27 protein-coding genes are annotated in these 24429 nt (G+C 39.2%); 15 read left to right on the top strand and 12 right to left on the bottom strand.

The features are described 5' to 3' along the window. Positions 1-12: 12 nt before the first annotated feature. Positions 13-462 carry a protein tyrosine phosphatase family protein gene (locus PLEUR7319_RS0107210; RefSeq protein WP_019504536.1) on the bottom strand — a complete coding sequence of 150 codons (450 nt, stop codon included), beginning with the start codon at positions 460-462 and terminating at the stop codon, positions 13-15. Positions 463-554: 92 nt separating this feature from the next. On the opposite strand from PLEUR7319_RS0107210, the gene PLEUR7319_RS0107205 reads away from it, so the two are divergent. Next, on the top strand, positions 555-1394 hold the full coding sequence (locus PLEUR7319_RS0107205) for a prohibitin family protein (protein WP_019504535.1): 840 nt from the start codon (positions 555-557) through the stop codon (positions 1392-1394). Between the two features lie 178 nt (positions 1395-1572). Here the strand turns inward: PLEUR7319_RS0107205 and argF are convergent, their stop codons facing one another. After that, positions 1573-2493: an ornithine carbamoyltransferase gene (argF, locus tag PLEUR7319_RS0107200; RefSeq protein WP_019504534.1), complete on the bottom strand. Its 921-nt coding sequence runs from the start codon at positions 2491-2493 to the stop codon at positions 1573-1575. 141 nt (positions 2494-2634) lie between these two features. Here argF and PLEUR7319_RS0107195 point away from each other — a divergent pair, with 141 nt between their 5' ends. Beyond that, positions 2635-4359: an alpha/beta hydrolase gene (locus PLEUR7319_RS0107195; RefSeq protein WP_237743533.1), complete on the top strand. Its 1725-nt coding sequence runs from the start codon at positions 2635-2637 to the stop codon at positions 4357-4359. Positions 4360-4870: 511 nt separating this feature from the next. Here the strand turns inward: PLEUR7319_RS0107195 and psaK are convergent. Continuing rightward, a complete protein-coding gene (gene psaK / locus PLEUR7319_RS0107190) occupies positions 4871-5143 on the bottom strand; it encodes a photosystem I reaction center subunit PsaK (protein WP_019504532.1) in 273 nt (90 codons plus the stop codon). Positions 5144-5303: 160 nt separating this feature from the next. On the opposite strand from psaK, the gene PLEUR7319_RS0107185 reads away from it, so the two are divergent. From PLEUR7319_RS0107185 to nblS, 3 genes are all read left to right on the top strand, one after another. Next, a complete protein-coding gene (locus PLEUR7319_RS0107185) occupies positions 5304-5933 on the top strand; it encodes a phosphoribosylanthranilate isomerase (protein WP_019504531.1) in 630 nt (209 codons plus the stop codon). Between the two features lie 75 nt (positions 5934-6008). Further along, positions 6009-7271 carry a phosphoribosylamine--glycine ligase gene (gene purD, locus PLEUR7319_RS0107180; protein WP_019504530.1) on the top strand — a complete coding sequence of 421 codons (1263 nt, stop codon included), beginning with the start codon at positions 6009-6011 and terminating at the stop codon, positions 7269-7271. 107 nt (positions 7272-7378) lie between these two features. Beyond that, positions 7379-9397, top strand: a complete 2019-nt coding sequence (gene nblS, locus PLEUR7319_RS0107175) for a two-component system sensor histidine kinase NblS (protein ID WP_019504529.1) — start codon at positions 7379-7381, stop codon at positions 9395-9397. 58 nt (positions 9398-9455) lie between these two features. Here nblS and PLEUR7319_RS0107170 read toward each other — a convergent pair whose 3' ends face one another. Then, positions 9456-9821 (bottom strand): hypothetical protein, encoded by a 366-nt coding sequence (locus tag PLEUR7319_RS0107170; protein ID WP_019504528.1) that lies wholly within the window; start codon positions 9819-9821, stop codon positions 9456-9458. A 125-nt stretch (positions 9822-9946) separates the two neighbouring features. Continuing rightward, the gene (locus tag PLEUR7319_RS0107165; protein ID WP_019504527.1) at positions 9947-10267 is read right to left on the bottom strand and encodes a TIGR03792 family protein; all 321 of its coding nucleotides are present in this window, start codon (positions 10265-10267) and stop codon (positions 9947-9949) included. 86 nt (positions 10268-10353) lie between these two features. Here PLEUR7319_RS0107165 and PLEUR7319_RS0107160 point away from each other — a divergent pair, with 86 nt between their 5' ends. Both PLEUR7319_RS0107160 and PLEUR7319_RS0107155 read left to right on the top strand, forming a co-directional pair. Then, complete coding sequence (locus PLEUR7319_RS0107160; RefSeq protein ID WP_019504526.1) at positions 10354-10677, top strand: phasin family protein; 324 nt, start codon at positions 10354-10356, stop codon at positions 10675-10677. Positions 10678-10876: 199 nt separating this feature from the next. After that, positions 10877-11269 carry an FHA domain-containing protein gene (locus PLEUR7319_RS0107155; protein WP_026102367.1) on the top strand — a complete coding sequence of 131 codons (393 nt, stop codon included), beginning with the start codon at positions 10877-10879 and terminating at the stop codon, positions 11267-11269. Here the strand turns inward: PLEUR7319_RS0107155 and PLEUR7319_RS0107150 are convergent. Continuing rightward, positions 11266-12069 carry a TlyA family RNA methyltransferase gene (locus tag PLEUR7319_RS0107150; protein ID WP_019504524.1) on the bottom strand — a complete coding sequence of 268 codons (804 nt, stop codon included), beginning with the start codon at positions 12067-12069 and terminating at the stop codon, positions 11266-11268. The genes PLEUR7319_RS0107155 and PLEUR7319_RS0107150 overlap by 4 nt on opposite strands. 842 nt (positions 12070-12911) lie before the next feature. Here PLEUR7319_RS0107150 and ffh point away from each other — a divergent pair. From ffh to PLEUR7319_RS0107135, 3 genes are all read left to right on the top strand, one after another. Continuing rightward, entirely contained in the window at positions 12912-14360 is a 1449-nt protein-coding gene (ffh, locus tag PLEUR7319_RS0107145) for a signal recognition particle protein (RefSeq protein WP_019504523.1), read from the top strand. Between the two features lie 81 nt (positions 14361-14441). Further along, positions 14442-14693, top strand: coding sequence for a 30S ribosomal protein S16 (gene rpsP, locus PLEUR7319_RS0107140; RefSeq protein ID WP_019504522.1), 252 nt, complete (start codon positions 14442-14444; stop codon positions 14691-14693). Beyond that, complete coding sequence (locus PLEUR7319_RS0107135; RefSeq protein WP_019504521.1) at positions 14683-15075, top strand: KH domain-containing protein; 393 nt, start codon at positions 14683-14685, stop codon at positions 15073-15075. The genes rpsP and PLEUR7319_RS0107135 overlap by 11 nt, the downstream gene beginning before the upstream one ends. A gap of 18 nt (positions 15076-15093) precedes the next feature. On the opposite strand, the gene pdxA is transcribed toward PLEUR7319_RS0107135, so the two are convergent. After that, the gene (pdxA, locus tag PLEUR7319_RS0107130) at positions 15094-16155 is read right to left on the bottom strand and encodes a 4-hydroxythreonine-4-phosphate dehydrogenase PdxA (protein WP_019504520.1); all 1062 of its coding nucleotides are present in this window, start codon (positions 16153-16155) and stop codon (positions 15094-15096) included. A gap of 139 nt (positions 16156-16294) precedes the next feature. Between pdxA and PLEUR7319_RS0107125 the strand changes: the two genes are divergently transcribed. The 3 genes from PLEUR7319_RS0107125 to PLEUR7319_RS0107115 all read left to right on the top strand — a co-directional run bounded on the left by PLEUR7319_RS0107125 (position 16295) and on the right by PLEUR7319_RS0107115 (position 18047). Next, a complete protein-coding gene (locus tag PLEUR7319_RS0107125; RefSeq protein ID WP_019504519.1) occupies positions 16295-16408 on the top strand; it encodes a PetM family cytochrome b6-f complex subunit 7 in 114 nt (37 codons plus the stop codon). 270 nt (positions 16409-16678) lie between these two features. Then, complete coding sequence (gene psb28 / locus PLEUR7319_RS0107120; RefSeq protein ID WP_019504518.1) at positions 16679-17047, top strand: photosystem II reaction center protein Psb28; 369 nt, start codon at positions 16679-16681, stop codon at positions 17045-17047. Positions 17048-17129: 82 nt separating this feature from the next. Further along, complete coding sequence (locus PLEUR7319_RS0107115) at positions 17130-18047, top strand: TIGR01777 family oxidoreductase (RefSeq protein ID WP_019504517.1); 918 nt, start codon at positions 17130-17132, stop codon at positions 18045-18047. 34 nt (positions 18048-18081) lie between these two features. Here the strand turns inward: PLEUR7319_RS0107115 and PLEUR7319_RS0107110 are convergent, their stop codons facing one another. Together PLEUR7319_RS0107110 and PLEUR7319_RS0107105 are read right to left on the bottom strand one after the other, a co-directional pair. Further along, positions 18082-19401 (bottom strand): ATP-dependent RecD-like DNA helicase, encoded by a 1320-nt coding sequence (locus PLEUR7319_RS0107110; protein ID WP_019504516.1) that lies wholly within the window; start codon positions 19399-19401, stop codon positions 18082-18084. 111 nt (positions 19402-19512) lie between these two features. Then, a complete protein-coding gene (locus PLEUR7319_RS0107105) occupies positions 19513-19932 on the bottom strand; it encodes a hypothetical protein (protein ID WP_019504515.1) in 420 nt (139 codons plus the stop codon). 118 nt (positions 19933-20050) lie between these two features. Here PLEUR7319_RS0107105 and PLEUR7319_RS0107100 point away from each other — a divergent pair, with 118 nt between their 5' ends. Continuing rightward, a complete protein-coding gene (locus PLEUR7319_RS0107100; protein ID WP_019504514.1) occupies positions 20051-20377 on the top strand; it encodes a helix-turn-helix domain-containing protein in 327 nt (108 codons plus the stop codon). A 48-nt stretch (positions 20378-20425) separates the two neighbouring features. Here the strand turns inward: PLEUR7319_RS0107100 and PLEUR7319_RS0107095 are convergent, their stop codons facing one another. The 3 genes from PLEUR7319_RS0107095 to PLEUR7319_RS0107085 all read right to left on the bottom strand — a co-directional run bounded on the left by PLEUR7319_RS0107095 (position 20426) and on the right by PLEUR7319_RS0107085 (position 23164). Further along, positions 20426-21610 carry an aspartate aminotransferase gene (locus PLEUR7319_RS0107095; protein ID WP_019504513.1) on the bottom strand — a complete coding sequence of 395 codons (1185 nt, stop codon included), beginning with the start codon at positions 21608-21610 and terminating at the stop codon, positions 20426-20428. A gap of 94 nt (positions 21611-21704) precedes the next feature. After that, complete coding sequence (locus PLEUR7319_RS0107090; RefSeq protein ID WP_019504512.1) at positions 21705-22844, bottom strand: histidinol-phosphate transaminase; 1140 nt, start codon at positions 22842-22844, stop codon at positions 21705-21707. 125 nt (positions 22845-22969) lie between these two features. Continuing rightward, entirely contained in the window at positions 22970-23164 is a 195-nt protein-coding gene (locus PLEUR7319_RS0107085; RefSeq protein WP_019504511.1) for an NblA/ycf18 family protein, read from the bottom strand. Positions 23165-23677: 513 nt separating this feature from the next. Here PLEUR7319_RS0107085 and bchM point away from each other — a divergent pair. Next, positions 23678-24376, top strand: coding sequence for a magnesium protoporphyrin IX methyltransferase (gene bchM, locus PLEUR7319_RS0107080; RefSeq protein ID WP_019504510.1), 699 nt, complete (start codon positions 23678-23680; stop codon positions 24374-24376). Positions 24377-24429 lie beyond the last annotated feature (53 nt).

Raw genomic sequence — 24429 nt, 5'->3', positions numbered from 1 at the left:
TCAAATCATGCCTTAAGTATTGCCGAAAGAAACTTCTACTTGGTCAATTAACTGCTGCCAAACTCCTTTTGGTTGCCAAATCTGGTTCATAGGATATTGAGCCTGTTCTTCTGGTAATTGCAGCACATATTTTTGCCAAAAATAAATAAAGCAAGAAACTCGCATATTCTTAGCACAGTGAACCCAAACCTTCCGATTCAAAAGCGATCGCATGACATTAAAAAACTGCTCCACATCCTCTAACTTGGGATTTTCCCAAACTACGGGAAGGTGAATATAAATCATCCCTAAACCAGTCACAATAGTTCCTTCATCAACTAGAGTATTAGTTGAAGTAGGCATTGCCAAATTAATTACTGCTTGATATCCCTCATCAGCAATTAACTGAAATTGTTCTAGAGTAGGTTGTCCCGAAGTTGCCAAGCGATTATCTATTCGGTAGTAGTCTAAAATACTATTCATCACGACCATTCAACACGTTAAACCGTTAAATTACGATAAACTTGCAAATATTGATAACTAACTTATTTTAGAAATAAATAGGAGATAGTGGCTTGAATACTCAGTCCTCTAATAGCTGGCAACCCTTGCTGGGTGGTATTATTGCCGCCTTAGTAGTTTTGCTTAGTTTTAATTCATTTGTCATTCTTAATCCAGGTCAGGCTGGAGTTCTGAGCATTTTAGGTAAAGCACAAGATGGTGTTTTACTCGAAGGAATTCATCTCCGTCCACCTTTGGTTTCTAATGTGGATATTTACGATTTAACGGTACAAAAATTTGAAGTACCTGCCGAAAGTTCGACTAAAGATCTTCAAGATCTCAAAGCTAGCTTTGCAATTAACTTTCGCCTCGACCCTATTCAGGTTGTAGAAATTCGCAGAAAGCAGGGGACATTACAAAATATTGTCTCCAAAATTATTGCTCCCCAAACTCAAGAATCATTCAAGATAGCTGCGGCGAGAAGAACAGTTGAAGAAGCAATCACCAAGCGTAATGAATTAAAAGAGGATTTTGACAATGCTCTTAGTTATCGCCTAGATAAATACGGCATTATTGTTTTGGATACTAGTGTGGTCGATCTTAGCTTCTCTCCTGAGTTTGCTAGAGCAGTAGAAGAAAAACAAATCGCCGAGCAAAAATCCCAGAGAGCAGTATATGTTGCCAGAGAAGCTGAACAACAAGCTCAAGCAGATATTAACCGCGCCAAAGGTAAAGCCGAAGCCCAAAGACTACTGGCCGAAACTCTCAGAGCACAGGGTGGTGAACTAGTACTACAAAAAGAAGCGATCGAAGCTTGGCGAGAAGGTGGCGCACAAATGCCTAAAGTTCTAGTCACAAGTGGCGATTCTAAAGGTGGTGTTCCCTTCTTATTTAACTTGGGAGATGCCCAGTAGTTAAGTAAGGAGTAAGAAGTAAGGAGTAACGAGTAAGGAGTAACGAGTAACAAAGGACTTGCACTAAAGCACTCGCTTCGCATCGTCCGCATTTAATGTCAAACCCGAACTCCGAACTCCGAACTCCGAACTCCGAACTCCGAACTCCGAATTCCGAATTCCGAACTCACGTTGTTCCCTACTCCCAACCCAATAAACTTGCTAATAATGCCTGTTGAGCGTGCATTCTGTTTTCTGCCTGATCCCATACTCGCGATCGCTTACTTTCGATCGCCTCGGCAGTAATTTCTTCTCCTCGATGAGCGGGTAAACAGTGCAGAATAATTGCTTCAGGGTCGGCGTGATCGATCAGCTTTTGATTTACCTGATAGGGTTGGAAAATCGGAATTCTTTGATCGGCCGACTCTTCTTGTCCCATGCTTGCCCAAACGTCTGTATAGACTACCTGTGCTCCCTCTGCTGCTGCAACTGGATCTTGGGTGACGACAATTTCCGACTTTCCTGAAGCAATTGCCTCGGCACGTTGAACAATTTTAGGATCTGGTTCATATCCTTTGGGAGCAGCAATTCTTACATTTAAACCCGTTAGCGCACCTCCCAACAATAGAGAATGAGCCATGTTATTTCCATCTCCCAAATAAGTTAAAGTTTTGCCCGGCAACGAGCCAAAGCATTCTTGAACCGTCATTAAATCCGCCAAAATCTGACAAGGATGTTCGAGATCGGTTAAAGCATTAATAATCGGAATTTGGGCATAATTGGCAAATGTTTCGAGATCTGCCTGAGCATAGGTACGAATTGCTAAAATATCTAAGTAACGGTCTAAGACTCGAGCCGTATCTTCAATCGGTTCACCACGACCAACTTGAGTCACATTAGGATTAAGATCTATTACCTGACCTCCCAATCGATACATCGCGACAGTAAAGGATACCCTGGTACGAGTTGAGGCTTTATAAAATAACAATCCCAACACTTTTGAACACTGGATAACTAACTCCTTACTTTTCAGCTGACGGGCTAGTTCTAATAAACTTGTGATTTCTGGAGGGTTTAGGTCAGCAGTGCCCAGTAGATCTCTTCCTTGAAGCTGTTTCATATTACCAATATTTAATGGTGAAGATTTAAGCGGAGATAGAAAAAGTCAATTTTAGAACCAAAGGTAGATCTGAATCAACTAAATCAAGTAGAGAAAATGTTACAACAGTAGTAATTTAATGCTTTATTTGCCAATTTTAGAATGATGCTCTCTTCATTCGTTACCTTATTAAATAACCGACGTGGTATTGAAGCTAGTCGGACATTTCAGTCTCTGGGAAGAAACTCTAAGCCTTTTTGGTCACGTTTTACCGTTGGGGCTTTTCATCTAGTTTGTTGTGTTGGTTTTTTGGGATGCTTGACAAATAAAGTGGTGGGAGCAGAAGATATTATTTTAAACTATGGATTTCTAGAATTTTCCTTATCTGTAGACTCACTAGAAACTTATGCCACTGAAGGCAAAATAGAAGGAGAATTAAAGAGTTATGCAGGGTATCTTTCTCCAGAACAATTAAAGCAGTTTCAGGTCGGCTTGACCACTAGTGCCGATTTTAGTCATCTAGCGATCGCTCAATTTCTTTATTCTTATCAAGGAGAAAAAATTTTAGAGCGCTTTTCTCGGGTTATTGAAACGAAGGCTCGTCAACCAGGTTTTTATGCCATTCGTTCAGCTTTAATTCTGGCAGCAGCAGATCGAGAAAATGGAGGACTAACCCCCCTTAACGTTCTCAAAAAGTTCCCTACTAATGCTCTTAGGGTTGATTCTCGTCAAGGAATAAAAATTATCAAGGATTTAAGTCGGGTTGTTCAAAGAAATAGTCAGGCAATCTCTGCTGTCGAACAAGCAGCACTAAAGGAAAGACAACAGTATGCTGCGGGGACCTATGGGGTAAGAAACCTAGATCTGTTGAGGTCAGGAAAGTATCGCTATCGTAAGCAAGTTTTAACCATGGAGGATCGCAGTCGAAACCGTAACTTTCCGGTTGAACTTTATTTACCTCAAATCAAAAAAAAGCCAACCCTGCCCCTAATCATTATTTCCCATGGTTTGGGTAGCGATTTGACTAGTTTTGCTTACTTTGCCCAACACCTTGCTTCTCATGGTTTTGCCGTTGCTGTGCCAGAACATCCAGGAAGTAGTGCTAGTCAAATTGAAAAACTTTTAAGTGGTTTAGATAGTGATGTAACTCCGCCTGAAGAGTTAATTGATCGTCCTCTAGATATTAAGTTTTTGCTGGATGAATTAGCTAAGAACTATGGCAATAAAATTGATACTAATAATGTGGGGATGATCGGTCAGTCTTTTGGCGCGTATACTACTTTGGCGATCGCTGGGGCTGAATTGAATTTCACCACTTTAGCCCAAAACTGTCTTGACTCTGATGATTCCTGGAACTTATCTCTGCTGATCCAATGTCTAGCTTTACAGATCCCAGAAACAGAAACAGAAGTTAATCTCAAAGACCAGCGTATCACTTCGGCGATCGCCATAAATCCCCTTGTCAGTAGTGTGTTTGGTCAGAAAAGTCTCCGTCAGCTCGATATTCCTGTCATGCTGGTCTCAGGAAGTTCCGATCCCATCACTCCTGCTTTGTCAGAGCAAATAATTCCCTTTACTTGGCTAAAAACTCCAGAAAAATACTTGGTCTTACTCAAAGGTGGTACACATTTTTCGACACTCAACGAATCGGCAGGTAGTATACCTGTTCCTGCTAAGGCGATCGGACCCGATCCTAAAATAGCCCAAGACTACATGAAACAATTGGGCTTGGCTTTTTTTAGCACTTACGTTACCCAACAATCAATTTATGAAAATTATCTCAATTCAGAATATGGCTTGATCATTAGTAAAAGATTAATGCCTTTACGTCTAATAACATCTCTGGAAAGAAAATCTTTGCAGTTAAAATCTAGCAACATCAAATAGATAAATTTGAACCATCATTGCGATTTGAAGTAAAGCGGCAGAGCCGCAGCTATAAGCTGTAAGCTGTAAGCCAATTATAAGAGGCTTTAACCTCTCCTAATTGTAGACCACCAAACTTCGTTTGCTGGGGGCATTAAACCCGATAGCTATAAGCTGTTAGCCGTTTACCAAGCGTAAACTTTAGAGCTTAAAGCTTAAGGCTTAGAGCTTAAAGCTTTTTAAGGTAAAAGCTATTAGCTATTAGCTTCTCGATACAATCATTTTCAAGGTAACGAGAGAGCGTTTAGACCCACAAATTACCTCAGCAACGAGCCGCATTGCTTCTAGCTTTTCTTAAAGCTGATAGCTGATAGCTGATAGTGAGACAGTTCGTTGGCAAGCCAGTCCGTTGCGGAGGTTCCCTCCGTTGTAGGAACTGGCGCGGGGTTCCCCCGCTTAAAGAAACTGTCGAACCCGAAGGGCTGATAACCAACTAATATACGATCATTAAGAACGTAAATACTAGTTACTATTATAGGACTCCTGCATTACCTAAACCGAGAATAATTCCTGCGCCCAAAATATGACCTAAACTAGTAGTTGCCAATAATTCTGGAAGACCAAATTTATCCCATACTTCTGGTTTGGGTACTGGTAGACTAGGTCCTTGTCCCGAATTTTGAATTGCATAGCGACCAATACCAATGCAAAATAAATTTGACATAATCATTACTAATGCGACTGAAGGATTCCAATCTATCGTTGAAGGAGTGTACTGAACTGCCAAAACAAAAGTAGATACCATTATGATTTTTGACTCCCTTGCTCGTTAAATATTATTTTTGGGCTTATTTGTTTATAGGAATTATAAAAATCTCTCTGTACAAAACATCGTTTCTTCTAAATAATTAACAGTAGTTCAAACTTTTACTAAAAAAACACAACATTAATCAGTTCCAGAACAAATGCGAGTTAAAATCTGCGGCATCACTCAAATCAAGCAGGGTTTAGAGATTGCTGCATTAGGGGCAAATAGTTTAGGTTTTATCTGTGTAGAGCGATCGCCTCGCTATATTATCCCAGCCAAAATTAGAGCGATCGTCGAATGTTTACCCAGCCAGATCGATAAGGTGGGAGTATTTGCCGATCATTCTCTAAGAGAAATAGCAGAGGTGGTCAGCACTGCTAAACTAACAGCTGTTCAATTGCATGGCGCCGAATCCCCCGAATTTTGTGTTCAGTTACGCCAAGAAATGCCCAATGGCATTGAAATCATCAAAGCTTTTCGGATTAAAACCCCTGACTCCTTACAAGACACCACAGCTTACATAAATTATGTAAATACTTTATTGCTCGATGCATATCATCCTCAAATGCTTGGCGGTACAGGGCAAACAATTAATTGGCAAGATCTAGTAGAATTTCGACCCAGTTTACCCTGGATGCTAGCTGGAGGATTAACTCCAGATAATGTCGCTAAGGCTTTGTCTCGCTTAAAACCTGACGGGATTGATCTCTCTAGTGGAGTAGAGCGATCGCCTGGAGATAAAGATTTAACTAAAGTAGAACGACTTTTTCAAGCTCTCAAAGCTTAAATGATCAATTGCCAATGAACAACAAGCGATTATTTGGTGAGATAATTACATACTTGCAAAGTAGTTATCTTGTCTATGAAAGTATTAGTAGTTGGCAGCGGAGGCAGAGAACATGCTCTTGCCTGGACGTTATTACAATCTCCCAACGTAGGGTACGTTTTTTGTGCTCCTGGTAATGGTGGCACGGCAACAATGGCAAATTGTCAAAACTTGCCTCTAGCAGTAGAGGATTTTGCCGGAATTGCCAATGCAGTGACAGAAAATCAAGTTGCTTTAGTGGTAGTTGGTCCAGAAGTTCCTTTATCTCTGGGAATTGTAGATTATTTAAGAAAACAAAATATTGCTGTGTTTGGTCCTACCAAAGCGGGAGCACAAATAGAATCTAGTAAGTCTTGGGCCAAAGAGATCATGACCCAGGCGAATGTCCCTACTGCTAAATCAGCAACTTTTACCGATGCTACTGCAGCACAAGAATATATTCGTACGGTTGGTGCCCCCATAGTGATTAAAGCAGATGGTTTAGCAGCGGGAAAAGGGGTAATTGTGGCTACTACGGTCAATGAGGCGATCGCTGCTGTTACCAAGCTACTAGATGGTAACTCAGGAAAATTAGTAATTGAAGAGTTTCTCACTGGGTCAGAAGTCTCTGTATTAGCTGTGACCGACGGTAAAACGATTCGTCCTCTAGCTCCTGCCCAAGATCATAAACGCATAGGAGAAGGGGATACAGGCAATAATACTGGGGGAATGGGGGCATATTCTCCTGTGCCATCGGTAACAGACCAACTAATGACAAAAATTAAACAGGAGATACTTCAGCCTACACTCGAAGCCCTGAAACAGAAAAATATTGATTATCGCGGAGTACTATATGCCGGATTAATGATTACCCCTACCGGCGAACCGAAAGTGATTGAATTCAACTGTCGTTTTGGAGATCCAGAAACGCAGGTGGTTTTGCCTCTACTAGATACTCCACTGGATGAAATTTTACTTGCCTGTGTTGAACAAAGATTAGAGCAACTGCCCCCTATCAAATGGAAAGCCGGTAGCGCAGTATGTGTGGTGGCGGCTTCTGGAGGCTATCCTGATGTCTACGAAAAAGGAAAAGCGATCGCTGGTATTCAAGAAGCTATTGCCCAAGGAGCAATTGTCTTTCATGCCGGAACAAAACTAAGCCAAGAGCAGATCATAACTGATGGTGGTAGAGTACTAGGAATTACTGCGGTTGCTGATGATTTCAACCAGGCGATCGCCTCTGTTTATGATGCAGTAAAGTCAATCCAATTTGAGAAAATGTACTATCGTCGTGATATTGGTCATCGCTATAGCCAATAAAAATAAACATATTTAGCAAAGAATCCGCAGATTTGCACCAAATTTAAGATTGTAGTTGATACACTATAATTCAATCAACTTAACATTTATTATCAAAGTCGATTACATTGCTGACCTTCATTACCAAAATCAAAGAAATTATTGCCCTCTGGTGGTCAGAGTTTACCCTTCAGACAAAATTAATGGCTGCGGCAACCCTAGTGGTTTCCTTAATTATGAGTAGTCTGACTTTTTGGGCAGTAAATACTATTCAACTAGAGTCCAATATTAAAGACACTCGTTTTGGTAGTGATTTGAGCATCTTAATTGCTTCCAACGCTGCTCCTTTAGTTGCTGAAGATGACTTAACAGCCTTAGCTAATTTTTCCAATCGTTTTTACCGTAGTACCTCTAGTATTCGCTATCTGATTTATGCTGATCGCTCGGGCAGCATATTTTTTGGTATCCCCTATTCCCATGCCGAAATACAAAATTCTCTCACAATTAAACGTCGCATCAAATTACCTGACGATTACGCTCAAAACAGTGATTTACCCTTTGTTAGACAACACCAAACTCTCAACGGACAGGTAACAGATGTTTTTGTGCCTTTAAGACATAATGGAGAGTACTTAGGGGTGTTGGCAGTGGGAATAAATCCCAACCCAACTATTGTCGCCTCATCTAATCTAACCAGGGATGTAACCATTGCAGTATTTATAACTATTTGGGCAATGGTGATCTTAGGTAACGTGTTTAATGCCCTAATGATTACCAGACCAATTAAAGAACTCTTGGTAGGTGTCAGAAACATCGCTGCGAAAAATTTTCAGCAACGCATTGACCTGCCATTGAGGGGAGAATTAGGTGAGTTGATTGCTAGTTTTAATCTGATGGCAGAAAAACTAGAAAAATATGAAAAACAAAATATCGAAGAATTAACCTCCGAAAAAGCCAAGCTCGAAACTCTAGTTTCTACTATTGCTGATGGAGCCGTGCTAATCGATCCTGAAATGCAGATTATTTTGGTTAATCCTACGGCTAAAAATATCTTTGGTTGGGGAGAAGATACCATTGGAGACAACGTTCTACACCGCCTTCCTGCGGAGTTAACGGTTAAATTGACCAAACCTCTCTATCAGATGATTGATAGTAAAGTCGAGCTAGAAGGAACAGAAACAGCTAATGAAGAAGAGTCTCAATCATTTCCCTTATTAGACGTTGAGAAACATCATCTTCCTTCTAAAGATGAATTCCGTATTACTCTCCATCAACCAGTATCGAGAACTATCCGGGTGTTACTCAGCCGAGTTGTAGATGGCGGTAACGAGAATATTAAGGGGATTGCAATGACTGTTCAAGATATTACTCGTGAGGTTGAGCTTAATGAGGCCAAAAGCCAATTTATTAGCAATGTATCCCATGAATTACGAACACCTTTATTTAATATTAAATCTTTCATTGAAACTCTATCGGAGTATGGTGAAGACTTAACTGAAGTTCAGCGACGGGAGTTTTTGGATACTGCCAATCACGAAACCGATCGCTTGACTCGTTTAGTCAATGATGTTTTGGATTTATCTCGTTTAGAGTCTTCTCGTACGTATAATCTGAGCGAAGTTGATTTAAATCAACCAATTGAGCAAACTCTAAGAACTTGTCAGCTAAACGCTAAAGACAAAGGAATTGAATTAAACCAGGAATTACAGCCCAAATTACCTTCTGTCATCGGTAATTATGATTTGTTATTACAAGTATTAACTAATCTTGTTGGTAATAGTCTTAAATTTACCAATTCAGGAGGTAAAGTTACGGTTCGAGCCTATGAAACCCAGGCAGAATCTAATACAATAGGTCAGCCTGCTGTGAGAGTAGAAATAATTGATACAGGAATTGGGATCTCATCCGAGGATAAAGAAGCTATCTTTGAGCGCTTTTTTAGGGTGGAAAATCGGGTTCATACTCTTGAGGGTACTGGTTTAGGTCTTTCTATCGTGAGAAATATTATTGAGAAACACAATAGTAGAGTTTATATCGACAGTGAAGTTGGTGTGGGAACTACTTTTTGGTTTGAGTTACCAATTTATCAAGCAAAAGTTGAAGAACCAAATCAAACAATTGGCATTACTGATAGCCAGAATAATTAGAGAATAATTAGAGAATAATTAGATTATTCCCACAAATTCAACCAATAACCTTGGTTTACTATCGAGAACTGAGAACTAGAAAGACACTAAATAAAATCAACAAGGCGATCGCAACTAAACCACGATATCGATAAAACCAATTTTTAATTCCTGTCCAACCCTGTCGACTAGAGGGAGTAGCTATTTCTGGAATCAATGGGATCGAAAGATCGTGAAATAGAGTACAGCTTTGAGCATAGGGACGCTGCGGAAAATTGCAAGTATCATCTTGATGATAAATACAGCGATCGCATAACCAAGTGTTATCTTCTGATTGATATAAAGTTATACCGGGATGACCAAAAGCTTTAAGGGGATTATTACAGTGAGGGCAATTTACTGCTTGGGAATCTACAGGCTGTTTACATTTAGAGCAACTGGGCATTACTGGTTACTGGTTACTGATTACTGATTACTGATTACTGATTACTGATTACTGATTACTGATTACTGATTACTGATTACTGATTACTGATTACTGATTACTGATTACTGATTACTGGTTACTGATTACTGGTTAGAGGGAAACTTGCGGATTTGAAATTCTTTGCTTTCAGTCATTGTATAATTGATGTTCATTTTGCTCATAACTGTCGCAAATTTTTGTTCAATAGTAGTCAAGTCTTTTATGGGGATAGATTTCCACTGTTCACGAGTTTGCCAGCGGATCGTCAAAATTATTTGCTCTGGAGCACTGGGTTCAATCCAAACCTCTTTACCCAAAAAACCAGGATAAGTCGACAGAGAAGTCGTCCAAATTGCTTCATCTTGTTGGATAAACTGTTCTCGTGATTGAGAATCTACGGTAAATTTGAGCCATTCAATAACCATATAATTTAACAAAGAGATCAATAATATTTATGTTGAGCTATTCTACGATTTAATAACATAGTAAATATAATTTGAGGAAACTAGAAATGGATAAGAATGATTGGCTTAAGCAGTTACTAATGGTAGGTATCGGTACGACTTCTCTGGTGGCGGAAAAAATCAAAGAAGTTAGTGATGAGTGGGTTAGGGACGGCAAGATTAATCCTGAACAAGCAAAATCATTTGTTGATGATCTGATGTCCCAGCTAAACACTGAATCAGGAAGCGTTCAAAAACAAGCAGAACGACAAATGAAGAATATGTTACAAGATTTGGGAGTGCCTCGCCAAGCTGAAATGGATGAGTTACGAGGACGTATCGATCGCTTAGAACGTCAAGTAAGAGATTTAGAAAATAGAAATTGGCGTTAGCACTTATTTTCTGTTGATTAGGATCAGAAAATAACAGACACAATCGTTGCTATGGGCTAGTATTGAGATTGTAAATATAATTAATCCTAATGCTTCTCAAATTGCATTACAACAGATCCAAGACATCTTCGTGTCTATCAACCACAAGAATCTGTTTCTCTGGACTTTAGACCGTAAACTCTTCTTAAATGATGAATCTGTGATTACATTAACTCTATTACATCCTCTTCAATCGGTGGCAGTTCAAAGCTGGGCTTTTAATGATGAACCCAGTATTAAGATTGGTCGTGCGACCAATAATCAGGTTGTTCTTTATAGTGCTGTTGTATCTCGTCATCATGTTGAAATTAGAAAATCAGGGGACGAAGATTGGGAAATTGTGAACCTAGGCTCAAATGGTACTTATGTTGACGGGAAGCGTATTGAGCAGACTAAAGCAGTTGACGGGATGATAGTGCGCTTAGCTAGTTCTGGCCCCAAAATTCTCATTAAAATCGAATCTTTATCAGATCAAGAACAATCCCAATCCTCTGGTGAGCAATCCAGGACCAAGCGGCAACCCAAAGGTGCCAAAGACACTCTCATCAGCTAAGTTGTTTTTGTAATTATCTGTTTAATTTGGGTCAGATCTAAGGCAGGTAATTCTGAAGTATTAGTTTCTTTTAACCACAATAAATACTCTACATTACCTGCCGGCCCCGTAATGGGAGAAACAGTTAGCCCTTGATACTGCCACCCCAATGAATTTGCTGTTTGCCACACTTGCCAGATAGCCATCGCTCTAGCTTCAGGATCGCGCACTACACCTTTTTTACCGATATGTTCTTGTCCGACTTCAAACTGAGGTTTAACTAATAAGACTACTTCTCGGGGCAAGGTTAGTAATTTCCACAGAGTTCCTAATACCTTAGTTAACGAAATAAAAGATAAATCCATTACTCCCAGATCGGCTCTTGATTCATCCCCATACAGCTCATCAGCTGTTAAATATCTAATATTAGTTCTTTCTTTTAAGATAACGCGATCGCAGGTACGAATACTCCAGGCTACTTGTCCGTAACCGACATCTACCCCGTAAACTAATTTTGCCCCTGATTGCAATAAACAATCTGTAAATCCTCCTGTAGAAATCCCTCCGTCCAGACAGATTCTATCTTGCACCTCAATCTCAAAAGTCTGAAGAGCCTTAATTAATTTCTTGCCGCCACGAGATACATAAGGAGGTTGCTCTTTAACCTCAATCTCAGCAGTTATCTTGACCTCTGTTCCTGGTTTATCAATAATTTCTTGATTGACCTTAACTTTTCCTGCCCTAATTAAACGCTGTGCTAATGCACGAGAATTGCAGAATTTAAGACTCACTAAGAGTTTATCTAAACGCTGTTTTGCCAATATTTATTCAAAGTCAATAATTCATCTTCAGTTTACCTTACAAAGCAACAAAACTTCGATGCCAAGCATTACAGTTGGGTCGGTTATTTGGTCTAAATAATAAAACCAGGATCTGCATTCTATTCTCACAATGCAAACCCTGGAAATGTTCGAGAAGTATCTATTACTATGTTAAATATCTATGGGACTCTAAACATCAGTCATTTCACGTAACTAATGATTGAAACAAACTAGAAAACTCGGCAATATGACTTAGACTGAATACTGTTAAATTTTTTTGGGTGTATTTAGTGGTATAGAAATTCAACTTCAATGGTGCAATCTATTAATAACTAAAATTGAGAAATTAGATTGTAAATAATAACACCATAGATAATATACAATGCCTCAAAGCTTTAGCATATAAAAGTTGTGTCAAGAAAATGTATCGTATTTATAAACCTGATGGGAATCGAACCTTAATACTTGCTACTGTCTCTCCAGCAAAGGTGGATAAAGGAAGTAATTAGTAGTTAGTACATGCGGCGCTTGTCCTCGAATGGGGAAACCGAATCGCCTTTGTTAGTCGTTAGTCGTTTAAATATAGTCTTGAACTATACCTGAACGGAGACACTGCATGTGACAGTAGAGTCTTATACTCAATTTGTTTTTAGTACTTAATTTAAACTAAAAATTAAAGACTAATGACTAAAAACTTTGATAATTATCGTTGAGGGTGAAAGTTAGATCAGAATTGATCAAAAATAGATTTATGGTATCTCCGTGAAAAATAACCAAAAAAAGCTCACTTGATACCTCTAAAATTATTCAATAACAAAAAAAACTAAAAGCAAAATTATTCTATGTTTGATGCTCTAGCGGATAAGTTGGATGATGCGTGGAAAAAACTGCGTGGTCAGAATAAAATATCCAAAGCCAATATTCAAGATACCCTCAAGGAAGTACGACGAGCTCTTTTGTCGGCAGATGTAAATCTTCAGGTCGTGAAAGCCTTTATTGCCGATGTCGAAGAAAAAGCACTAGGAGAAGGCGTTATCTCAGGAGTCAATCCTGGACAACAATTCATCAAAATTGTTTACGATGAATTAGTCAAGGTAATGGGGGAAAGCAATGTCCCTTTAGCGCAAGCAGAGCAATCTCCCACTGTGATTTTAATGGCTGGGTTACAGGGAACAGGTAAAACTACTGCTACTGCTAAATTAGCCCTGTATTTACGTAAACAAGAGCGTTCTTGCCTGATGGTGGGAACTGATGTCTATCGTCCTGCGGCGATCGATCAGTTGCTGACTCTAGGGAACCAAATTGATGTTCCTGTGTTTGAGATGGGAACAGATGCTGACCCCGTAGAAATTGCTCGTCAAGGAATTGCTAAAGCCAAAGAGCTTGGTGTTGACACAGTAATCGTCGATACTGCTGGGCGACTTCAAATAGATGATGACATGATGGGAGAGCTATCCCACATTAAGAAGACCATCAAACCTGATGATATTCTGCTAGTGGTTGATGCCATGACAGGTCAGGAGGCAGCTAACCTAACCTATGCCTTTCATGAACAAATTGGCATCACAGGAGCAATTCTAACCAAACTAGACGGTGATAGTCGTGGTGGTGCGGCGTTATCGGTAAGACAAGTATCAGGACAACCAATTAAGTTCGTTGGGGTAGGAGAGAAAGTTGAAGCCCTAGAACCTTTTTATCCTGACCGCTTGGCATCCCGTATCCTTAATATGGGTGATGTCTTAACTCTTGTCGAAAAAGCTCAAGAAGAAATTGATTTGGCTGACGTCGAAAAGATGCAGTCCAAAATCATGGAGGCTAAGTTCGATTTCAACGACTTCATTAAGCAAATGCGCCTCCTCAAAAATATGGGTTCTTTGGGAGGAGTTCTCAAGCTAATTCCTGGGATGGGAAAAATTAGTGGTTCAGATTTAGCTAAGGGAGAAACCCAGCTCAAGCGTACTGAGTCCATGATTAACTCCATGACTAAGAACGAAAAAACTAATCCCGAATTATTAGCTCAGTCCCCAAGTCGTCGTCGTCGGGTAGCCAAAGGTTCTGGTTTTGAGGAAAAGGACGTAACTAAACTGGTCAAAGACTTTACTAAAATGCGTTCAATGATGCAGAATATGGGTCGCGGAATGCCTGGTATGGGAATGCCCGGCATGGGAATGGGAATGCCTGGTATGGGCGGTGGAATGCCTGGCATGGGAATGCCTGGTATGGATGGCTATCCCGGACAAGGCCGAAGGAAAAAGAAAAAGAAAAAGAAAAAAGGCTTCGGCTCATTGTAAACTAGTAGGTTGTCAAAGTTAACAGTAGAGAAAAATAGATAGCATAGACTACAATCGTAAAGGATAAATTTTGAATAACTTATGATTAAATTACGTTTGAAACGCTTCGGCAAAAAAAGAGAGGTTAGTTACCGTATTGTAGCTATAGAAAGCAAAACCCGTAGAGACGGACGTCCCATCGAAGAATTGGGTTTTTATAACCCCAGAACAGATGAGACTAGACTTAATGTTCCTGCCATTGTCAAAAGATTAGAACAAGGAGCACAGCCTAGCCAAACCGTCAGAAATATCCTCACTAAAGCTCAAGTTTTCGATCAAGTTCATGCCAAATAAGACCGAATTGTCTGGCGATCAGTTGGCGACTAGTCCAGATTATGAAAAACTAGTACGGTTTCTGATCGAACCATTTTTAGATGATCCCAAGTCCCTCTGTGTTAATTCTGAAGTAAATCAGCAGAAAAAAAAGATTTGGCTGAGAGTTGCTTTTGACAAAAGCGATCGCGGTAAGGTTTTTGGTCGTGGTGGTCGTAATATTCAAGCCATAAGAACTGCGATTAAGACCGCAGCAACAGCTCACAATGAGTCGGTCTTTTTAGATATTTATAGCGATGAACCTGCTAAATCCGATGATTTTGGTCGTGGTGGTAGATCGACTGGAAATTCTGGTAGGAGAAAAAGCCCAGCAAAACCTGCTCCCAAAATTGCGAAGAAATAAGTTAGAGCTAATAATTGCTCATTGTTTATTGTCCATTGTCCATTTATTAAGCCGTCGATTACTAATTTGAATTGCTAATTCAATTGCTGCTTTCATGCTGCTGGCATTAGCTATCCCCAGCCCAGCAATATCAAAAGCTGTACCGTGATCCGGTGAAGTACGAATAAAAGGCAGTCCAATAGTGGTATTGATAGCTTGCTCAAATGCCATTAGTTTAACTGGGATTAATCCCTGATCGTGGTACAAAGCTAGATAAGCGTCGGCAGTGTTGAGATCATCCTCAAAATTGCCGTACCAAGCTTGTCCTGGTTTTACCCACATTGTGTCAGGGGGAATCAGTCCCATTAATTTTGTTTGAGGATAATCAGTCTGAGCTTGTTTAAGCCAGTTTAAGAGCCAATCTTGCTCTTCTCTTCCTAGTTGTCCTGATTCCCCACTATGGGGATTTAATCCAGCGATCGCAATTTGAGGGTGATGAAGACCAAAATCTTGTTTAAGGCATTCAATTAATAAATTTAGTTTCCAAGTCATTAGCTCAGGTGTCAAAACCTGAGGAACATCCGCCAGAGGAATATGGGTAGTTGCCAACAAACTCCGCAGTTCCCAACCGGTATAGGGAGATTTGCCCACAAACATCATGCCAAATTTGTCTACTCCTGCTCTTTGGGCCAGGACTTCCGTTTGACCAGGATATTCATGTCCTGCGGCTTTCCAAAGAGATTTAGCAATGGGAGCGGTGACAATTCCCTGAAATTTACCCTCAAGAGTTAAGGCGATCGCTTTTTCTAGACAGGCAAAGCTAAATCCGCCACTAACAGCATCACCGTATCCTAAATTAACCGTTCCATTGCAGGGAAGATCTAAAACAGATAGAGTCTGGGGATCTACTAAATCCGTTTCGGTTAGCTGGCTCTTTTGTAACAGAAGTTCGTATGTAGTTTGTAATAACTGACGATTACCAATTACCATCAGCGAACACTTTTTTTTCAGGGAATCATCTGCCAGAGCCTTGAGAATAATTTCGGAACCAATCCCAGCGGGATCTCCCATCGTGACAGCTAAGGAAGGAATTGTAGACATTTACACTTTAAAGTAATTGATTATAGGAGATATGACTTAATGATTTACAATACTTTTTATTGATTGTGGCTGAAAATTAGAAATTAAAACTAATATCATCCTCTTAGTAAAGATCTAACAAAAAATAGGAGAAATAAAAATGAGCGCGGAAAGTATGTTGTTCAACGGAGCAATTTTATCTACTGTTTTAATTTTGGTTGGACTTAGTTTGGGCTTTCTAATCCTCAAAATCCAAGGTGGAGAACCAGAATAAGTTGAACTCTACCATTCTCCAGTTAATTATCAATAGACAATAAAGTAAAATTTTTACGATATTATCTCATTATGGCGATCGCTGCTCATTATGGCGATCGCTTTTTCGTCTTCAGAAGATAAAAATTCTGACTTGATAGTTGAATTTCCTAACCACCTAAAAAAAACTAAGACATTCTCCCCCGATCTTAATGAGTTAATGATAATTTGTACCAGAACTCTAGTATGTTGATTATAGAGGAGCAAAATTACCGCATTATTCGTGATACAAATGTCATCTGTTATTCCTTCAATTGAATTTTTTCAAGGTGTTGCTGAAGAATTAAGCGGAGTCAGTTTACGACGCAACAAAAAGACGGGCATTCGCAATGTTCTGATGATCTTTGAATCTTTGCACGCTCTAGAGAAATTTAACAGCTTTACTAGGGGATCAGCCGAAAAATTAAGTTTAATTGATTCAGAAGGAGAAATTTTAGTTACACCCAATTCTCTAAAAATGATTTTTGGGGGAGACGAAGGAGATGAACTCAAAAGAGTAGAATGCACCTTTGAGATTGAAGCAGATAGTCACTGGGAAAGATTCACTCGTTTTATGGATCGCTATGCAGAGGCAAACGGAATGGAATTCGGCAGAAGATAATGATGACATACTCTAGACAATATTAAATCTAGACAATATTAAATACAGAAATATTAACTAAAGAGATATATTATTATTCAACATGAAGATTGCAATTACAGGAGCAACAGGATTAGTCGGTAGTCGTTTGGTAGAAAAATTAAACCAAGAAGGACACCAAATATTAGTTTTTACGCGCAACCCCAATAAAGCCCAAAAAGTATTCCCTGCCTCAGCTTTTTCTAACTTAGAAATAGTTCAATATACACCTAAAGAGTCTGGAGAATGGCAGAAAAGCGTTTCTGGTTGCGATGCGGTAGTCAATCTAGCTGGCGAACCTATTGCCGAACGTTGGAATGACCAACAAAAACAAGCAATTATGGAAAGTCGCCAAATTGGAACTAGAAAACTAGTAGAAGCGATCGCGATGGCAGAGCAAAAGCCTCAGGTCTTAGTTAGTGGCTCGGCGGTCGGCTACTATGGCACGAGTGAAACTACTACTTTTGAAGAGAATAGTCCTTCAGGTAATGATTTTCTGGCTCAAGTCTGCCAAAATTGGGAAGCAGAAGCTCAGAAAGTTACAGAGTCAGGAGTGCGTTTAGTTATCGTCCGCATTGGTATTGTCTTAGCTAATGGTGGCGCATTGGGTAAAATGATTGGTCCGTTCAAAATGTTTGCTGGAGGTCCTATCGGCAGTGGTAAACAATGGTTTTCTTGGATTCACCGCGATGATTTAGTGAATTTAATCTATCAGGCTATAGAGCGTTCAGATATGTCTGGGGCATATAATGCTACTTCACCTAATCCTGTACGCATGGGTCAGCTATGTCAGACTCTGGGAGAAGTGATGAATCGTCCTTCTTGGCTGCCCGTTCCTGATTTCGTCTTAGAAATATTATTAGGAGACGGTGCAGTAGTTGTGTTGGAAGGACAACAGGTATTACCGCAAAAAACTCAAGCTACTGGCTTTAATTACCAGTATGCTGAACTTAAACCAGCATTATCCGAGATTGTTACTTAGAAAATAGTATCTAAAGCATAAGGTTTTCACTCCCTTATGAACTAGGAATAAAAGCTCTTATCTTGGCGCGAGTTAAAGCAGTATAAAGCATCTTCTGTAAGTCAGGACAGTTTTGCATATCTTCCGTATCCAAAAAAACATAATCAATACTCGAACCTTGAGCTTTATGTACGGTTAAACCATAAGCGTAGGTTACATCATCAAACATTCTCGATAAGTCAAAATACCGATTCCACTGCTTTTTGTCCACATAATATTTAGCTTGTTCATTTTTGAGTTGTTCGCTTTCTTCAGTCAAAATAGATAAATCAACTTCAAACCCACTATCAGTATTGACTGGTACTGACCAATATTGATATGCTTCGCGATCAAAAACAAGTTGTTTAATTGATGCTGTATCAATAACCGAGCATTCTTCCGAATTACTGATCAAAACTCCCCACTTATTCTTCCCTTTTTTACCAGGACGAGGACGAAACAGAGGTTTTTTAGCTATCAATCTATCTCCTGGTACATACAACGGAACATCTTTTCCCCACAAACGCGATCGCACAAATTTATTAGCCGCTAAAGCTGTCTTATTTCTCCATACCAACAATCTGACATGATCGGGATTGGATTTATAATTATCAGACTCAAAGTATTGAGTTACAGTTTCTAACCATTGCTTTCTCGGCTGACAAATAATAGTTTGGTCATCACTACTCTTGAAGGGATAAATCCGACGATTATATTGCTTATTACTGCGAATCTTCTCGGCAACAACAGCTATTTCACCTTCATAGCGTACAATTTCATCTAATGTTGCCATGCTGTCAATATATTCTGAAACAGCGACTATCGGCTTCTTTTCTTTAACTGGTGGTAGTTGCGCTTCATCTCCGACAAATACTACTTTAGTATCAATGGTTAAAGAAACTGCTTCAACTATTTCCTCAAAATTCCCTTGAGATATCATCGAAAATTCATCAATGATAACTACTTCGTAATCGTCAAATTTGGCTTCTCTAGTTGAAGTGAATTCTTCTAAACCTGTCTCTTGGTTAATCTCTGGCTGTTGACCCAGTAATTGCGCGATGGTTTTAACATCGATACTGATTCCTGTAGATAGGGCAACCTGTTGTAAGTTCTTTGCTGCTTTATTGGTTGGTGCTGCGGCTACAAACTGGAAATTTTCATCACTCAACCATTCCATTAAGTGACAAATTAAAAAGCTTTTTCCTGTGCCAGCATATCCACTTAGTCGAAATAACCTCTGATCGCTTTGAATAAATAATTTTAATTTAACTAGAGCCTGTTGTTGAGTAGTCGTTAACTTTTGTATAGCTACATTTTGAGGGTAAGATTTTGCCATCGCTTACTCAGCTAGATTCTCTTGCTAGAGATTTGCTTGATTTCCAGAACATTATTAACCCTGCCAAATCGACTTGACAATCATCATGGCAAACATTCGTTTTACGATCCTTTAGCAATTAATATTTTCTTGCGTTTCGCGAATAGAAAGTAACGCTAATGCTCCCAGTTCTAAAAGTAGTGCAGCAATGGCAGTTGATGTGAGTTTGAGTAACCAACCGTCTGCTGTACCAAATAACCCTGCTACTCCACTCAAATAGGCAGAAACAATATCTGTAAAATCAATGGCGATACAACCAACTAAAAGCATTTTCACAGTAGTTTTATCTGCCAATGCAACAAGTAGAGAAATTACAATATCTCGGATAGCCCAAGCACGAATAGCATAAGGCATTTGAGGATTAGAGGATAAAGAAATTCCTATTTCTTCCATAAACCAATTTGGAGCAGCATAGCCAAAAGCACTCAGACCAAAACGAATTAGACACATTAGTCCTATTAAAATAGCAATGTACCAAATTTGCCCTCTCATTTATACTCCTCAAGCAAGTATTCTATATCAACTTAGCTAAACATTAAATCTTATAGTTATTGAAGTAAAGTAGTTACTTTTTTGTAATCTGATAACCTATAAGAAACTCTTAGAAAGTATGACAGAGCTTGAATATAGTCCTCTCGAAAAACTGCTCAACCAAATTTCAGGGCGATGGACAATGTATATTTTGTGGATCTTGGACACGAAGGGAACATTACGTTTTGGAGAACTAAAACGTAATGTTGAGGGAATTTCAACTAAAGTTTTGACAGAAAGATTACGAATGTTGGAGAAGATCGGTATTATTCACCGTGACTATGAACCTACAATTCCGCCAAAAGTTACTTACAAATTGACCGAACGTGGTCGGGAGCTGTCTGAGCCGCTTTATCACCTCTGCGATCTTGCTTCTCGCTGGTATAGTGACGAAACAGTTGTATGAACTATTTGAGCTTTCTACAATGGTTAATGGTTCTATATACCAATAAGCTCATTGATAAGAAATTCCTGCTTGCTTAAAACGTTTGAGTACTTCTCCCAGGCGATCGCAATCGGCAATTAAACTAATTCTGACGTAGCCTTCTCCCGCCTCACCAAAGGCATTTCCAGGAGTAATTACCACCCCTGTTTGCCGCAAAACATCCAGTGCAAACTCTGTTGAACCTTGTCCCACAGGAGTTTCCACCCAGAGATACATAGTTGCTTTGGAAGGAGGTATTTGCCAGCCCAATTCTCCTAAGCCTTTAATCAAAAAATCTCTTCTAGAACTGTAGCGGTGTTGAACTTCTTTGATATATTTATCTGGCAATTGTAAAGCGGTTTCTGCTGCTTTTTGGATGACTGAAAAAATACCATAATCCAAGTTAGTTTTTAGAGTCCGTAAACCTTGAATAATATCGGAATTACCAACAACAAAGCCTATGCGCCAACCAGCCATGTTATAGGTTTTAGAAAGAGTATGAAACTCAACGCCGATTTCTTTTGCCCCAGGAATTTCTAACAATGATGTTGGCTGATAACCATCAAAAGCTAGTTCCGCATAACAAAGATCGTGAACTAATAATATTTGGTAGTGACGGGCAAATTTAACTACTTCCTCAAAAAATTCTCTTGGTGCAGTGGCTGTAGTCGGGTTATTAGGATAATTGAAATAAAGAATTTTGGCCTTTTGAGCTACATCTTCAGGAATAGTACTCAGATCGATTAACCAATTTTGCTCAGCTGAGAGATTTATCTGATGAATTTTTGCTCCTGCAATTAATGGTCCCCGAAAATGAGCTGGATAGGAAGGGCTGGGAACCAGAATAATATCTCCTGAATTGACATACGCCATCGCCAAATGACCTAAACCCTCTTTAGAACCAATTAGGGGCAGGGCTTCGCTATCTGGATTTAATTCAACTCCATAACAGCGTTGATACCAATTGGTAATTGCTTGTCGAAAACTAGCTGTACCTTCAAAAGGTGGATAGCCATGATTGAGTGGATCTTGTAAAGCAGCGATCGCCGCATCTATTACTGGCTTGGGTGCAGCACCATCAGGATTACCCATGCCTAAATCGATTAAGTCTAGTCCCTGTTCTCTGGCACGGGCTTTTAATTCGTCTAAACGAGCAAATACGTAGGGGGGTAAGGCACTTAAACGCTCGGCGCGGCTAATCCAATCTAAACTCATATTTACAGCTAACAGTTAACATAGCTTTTTATTCTCTCATTTCACTTAGCAATTGTGTCAATGATTACTCGTTTTTTGATTTGGGGATTGGGGATTAGAGATTTAACTCAACTATTTTTTCTAGTCGTTGTAAAGTGCGATCATTTTCTTCGGGAGTGCCAATGGTAATGCGTAATCCACTTCCTGTATGACGAATTAAGGTACCGCCTGCTTTGAGGTTTTTGGTTATATCTGCTAAAACATGCTCACGATTATCGGCAGTGGTATTTCTGGGACGCAGATACAAAAAGTTAGCTTGACTTTGCCATACTCGAAGCTGATTGTTTTCGGTCAAAATCGACCATACTCGTTCTCTTTCCTTGATGGTTTTCGCCACTAACGGTAACAGTAATTGGCGTTGTTGCAAAGCTATTTTGGCTGCTGCCTGAGAAAAACTAGGCAGATTATAGGGCAGACGGACTTTTTCTAGTACAGTGATTAAATCAGGATTAGCGATCGCATATCCCACACGATGAGCAGCTAACCGAAAGGCTTTAGAAAAAGTACGCAAAACAATCCAGTTATTTCGTTGGGCTAATTCAGCTACTACAGAAGTCTGACTAAATTCAAAATAGGCTTCGTCGATGACTACAAGAATATTTTCTGGCAAAGATCTTAGCCAATCTAGTTCTTCTGCTTTTAAGGTATTACCTGTAGGAGAATTGGGATGCACGACAAACACAACCCGAATTGGAGGATTATTGGTGTTATCAATAGCTTCCTGAGCAGCTTTGAGGTTTAAAGAAAAATCTGCTTCTTTTCTATCTATAGTGACAACAGGAATTCCTAAAGTTGTGGCTAAAATGCCATACATGGAAAAGGTGGGAACTGCTACTAAGATAGAGCCTTCACCACCCAAGCACGTCGCAATTAGCAGTGAGCGAATTAGTTCATCCGAACCATTGCCCACAGAAATATGATCGGTAGTTAAGTTGTCAGCTAAGCAAGCTGACTCCTGAATATATTCAGCGATCGCTTGTTTTAATTCGTAATGACTACCATTGGGATAACGATTCGCTTCTATTTCCTGTTGATACGTCCAAGTCAGCTTAGATTTGATTTCCACTGGCAAATCAAGGGGACTTTCATTGGTATCAAGGCGATCAACAATTACCTCACTTTCTCCCCCTGGGTGAGGCTTATAAGCAGCTAACTGGGCTAGATCGGAACGGATAAAAGAATTGTGATCGCTCATATCATTTGGGAGAGTCTGTGGCAAAGTAAATTATAAAATATCTTGTCAAAATTCAGTTATCCAGATTGCAATTAACCCAATTCTTACGTTAAAAACACTTTCCCAATTAGTTTATTTGTTTTTTTCTAGTAGTTTACCGACATTTTTTTCTCTTTATTACGAAATAGCTTCTGATAATAGTTCTCCTTAAACAAAGTATGCTTATGAAATTTGATCAACAGGTCTTTAGTCTCCTCATAAGACAAATTTTGAACTTTAGTGACAAATACTTCATGAAGAAATTCTTGTTCTAAAGACAACTGATTGGACTCTAAGTTCATTTTTAAACTCCTGATGGTGTGCGAAGTAACTGTGTGAGTAAGGCAAAAAAAACGGAAAACTAAACTGAAGAGTATTTAAGTAAGTAGAGTATTTAAGTAAGTGCAGATAAAAATAGTAATTGTCTAAAAATCATAGTAAATAGATACTGCTAAAGAGTGGCATATTATGGTAAGCTTTAACCTTTTACTTAAGTGCCTATTAAACCATGATTCCAGAAAACATTGAAGCTAACATTTTGATGTTCACTGCTTAATTCTCAATTTCATGACATTAATGTCCTGTGTATTATTGCAGTAAACTTAAAGATTGCACTCAGATTGACCGCATTTTTATCAGCTCAATATAGTTGATATTAGTAAAAAAATAAGAGAGAGAAATCAAATTTAATCCCCCAAAAAACTATTGTCAGTATTAGGTTTCATCTTGTTTGGTAATTGAATGTGTTTGAGGTGCTGTAAGCAAGATACAATACTGAGTCGGGATAGCTATTTAAATTAATTTAAAATCGACTTATGGAAACTTTAGATCAACAAAATGACAAAGCAATTGTTAAGGATTATTTCAATCAGACGGGATTTGATCGCTGGCGTAGAATCTACGGTGAAACAGAAGATGTTAATAAGGTACAAAAGAAAATCCGTATAGGACACCAGAAAACTATCGATACTGTAGTTGACTGGTTACAAGATGATGGCAACTTAGAAAATATCTCAATTTGTGATGCGGGATGTGGTGTAGGTAGTCTCAGTATTCCTTTGGCTCAAGCAGGTGCGACTGTTTTTGCTAGTGATATTTCCGAAAAAATGGTTGGAGAAGCTCAAGAAAAGGCAAAGTCAATATTAAAAGATACTAGTAAAGTTTCTTTTGCCGTCTCAGATTTAGAAGCTTTAACTGGGAAATACGACACAGTAATCTGTTTGGATGTTTTAATTCACTATCCGACAGAAGATGCAGCCAAGATGATTTCTCATTTGGCATCTTTAGCAGAATCTCGTTTGATTATTAGCTTTGCTCCTAAAACTTGTTTATTGTTTGTTTTAAAAAAAATTGGCGAATTTTTTCCTGGTCCATCTAAAACCACCAGGGCTTACCAACACAAAGAATCAGAAATTGTTGCCATTTTGGAAGATAATGGTTTTTCTATTAAGCGGACAGGAATGACCAGCGTTAGTTTTTATTATTCCCGGATTTTAGAAGCAGTTAGAAATTAATTTACTCCAAACTCCGAATTAACCTATAACCTATAACCTATAACCCCGTTGCA

Origin of the sequence: Pleurocapsa sp. PCC 7319 (genome assembly GCF_000332195.1) — a bacterium.
GTDB lineage: Bacteria > Cyanobacteriota > Cyanobacteriia > Cyanobacteriales > Xenococcaceae > Waterburya.
This window is presented reverse-complemented; position numbering and strand designations above follow the sequence as displayed.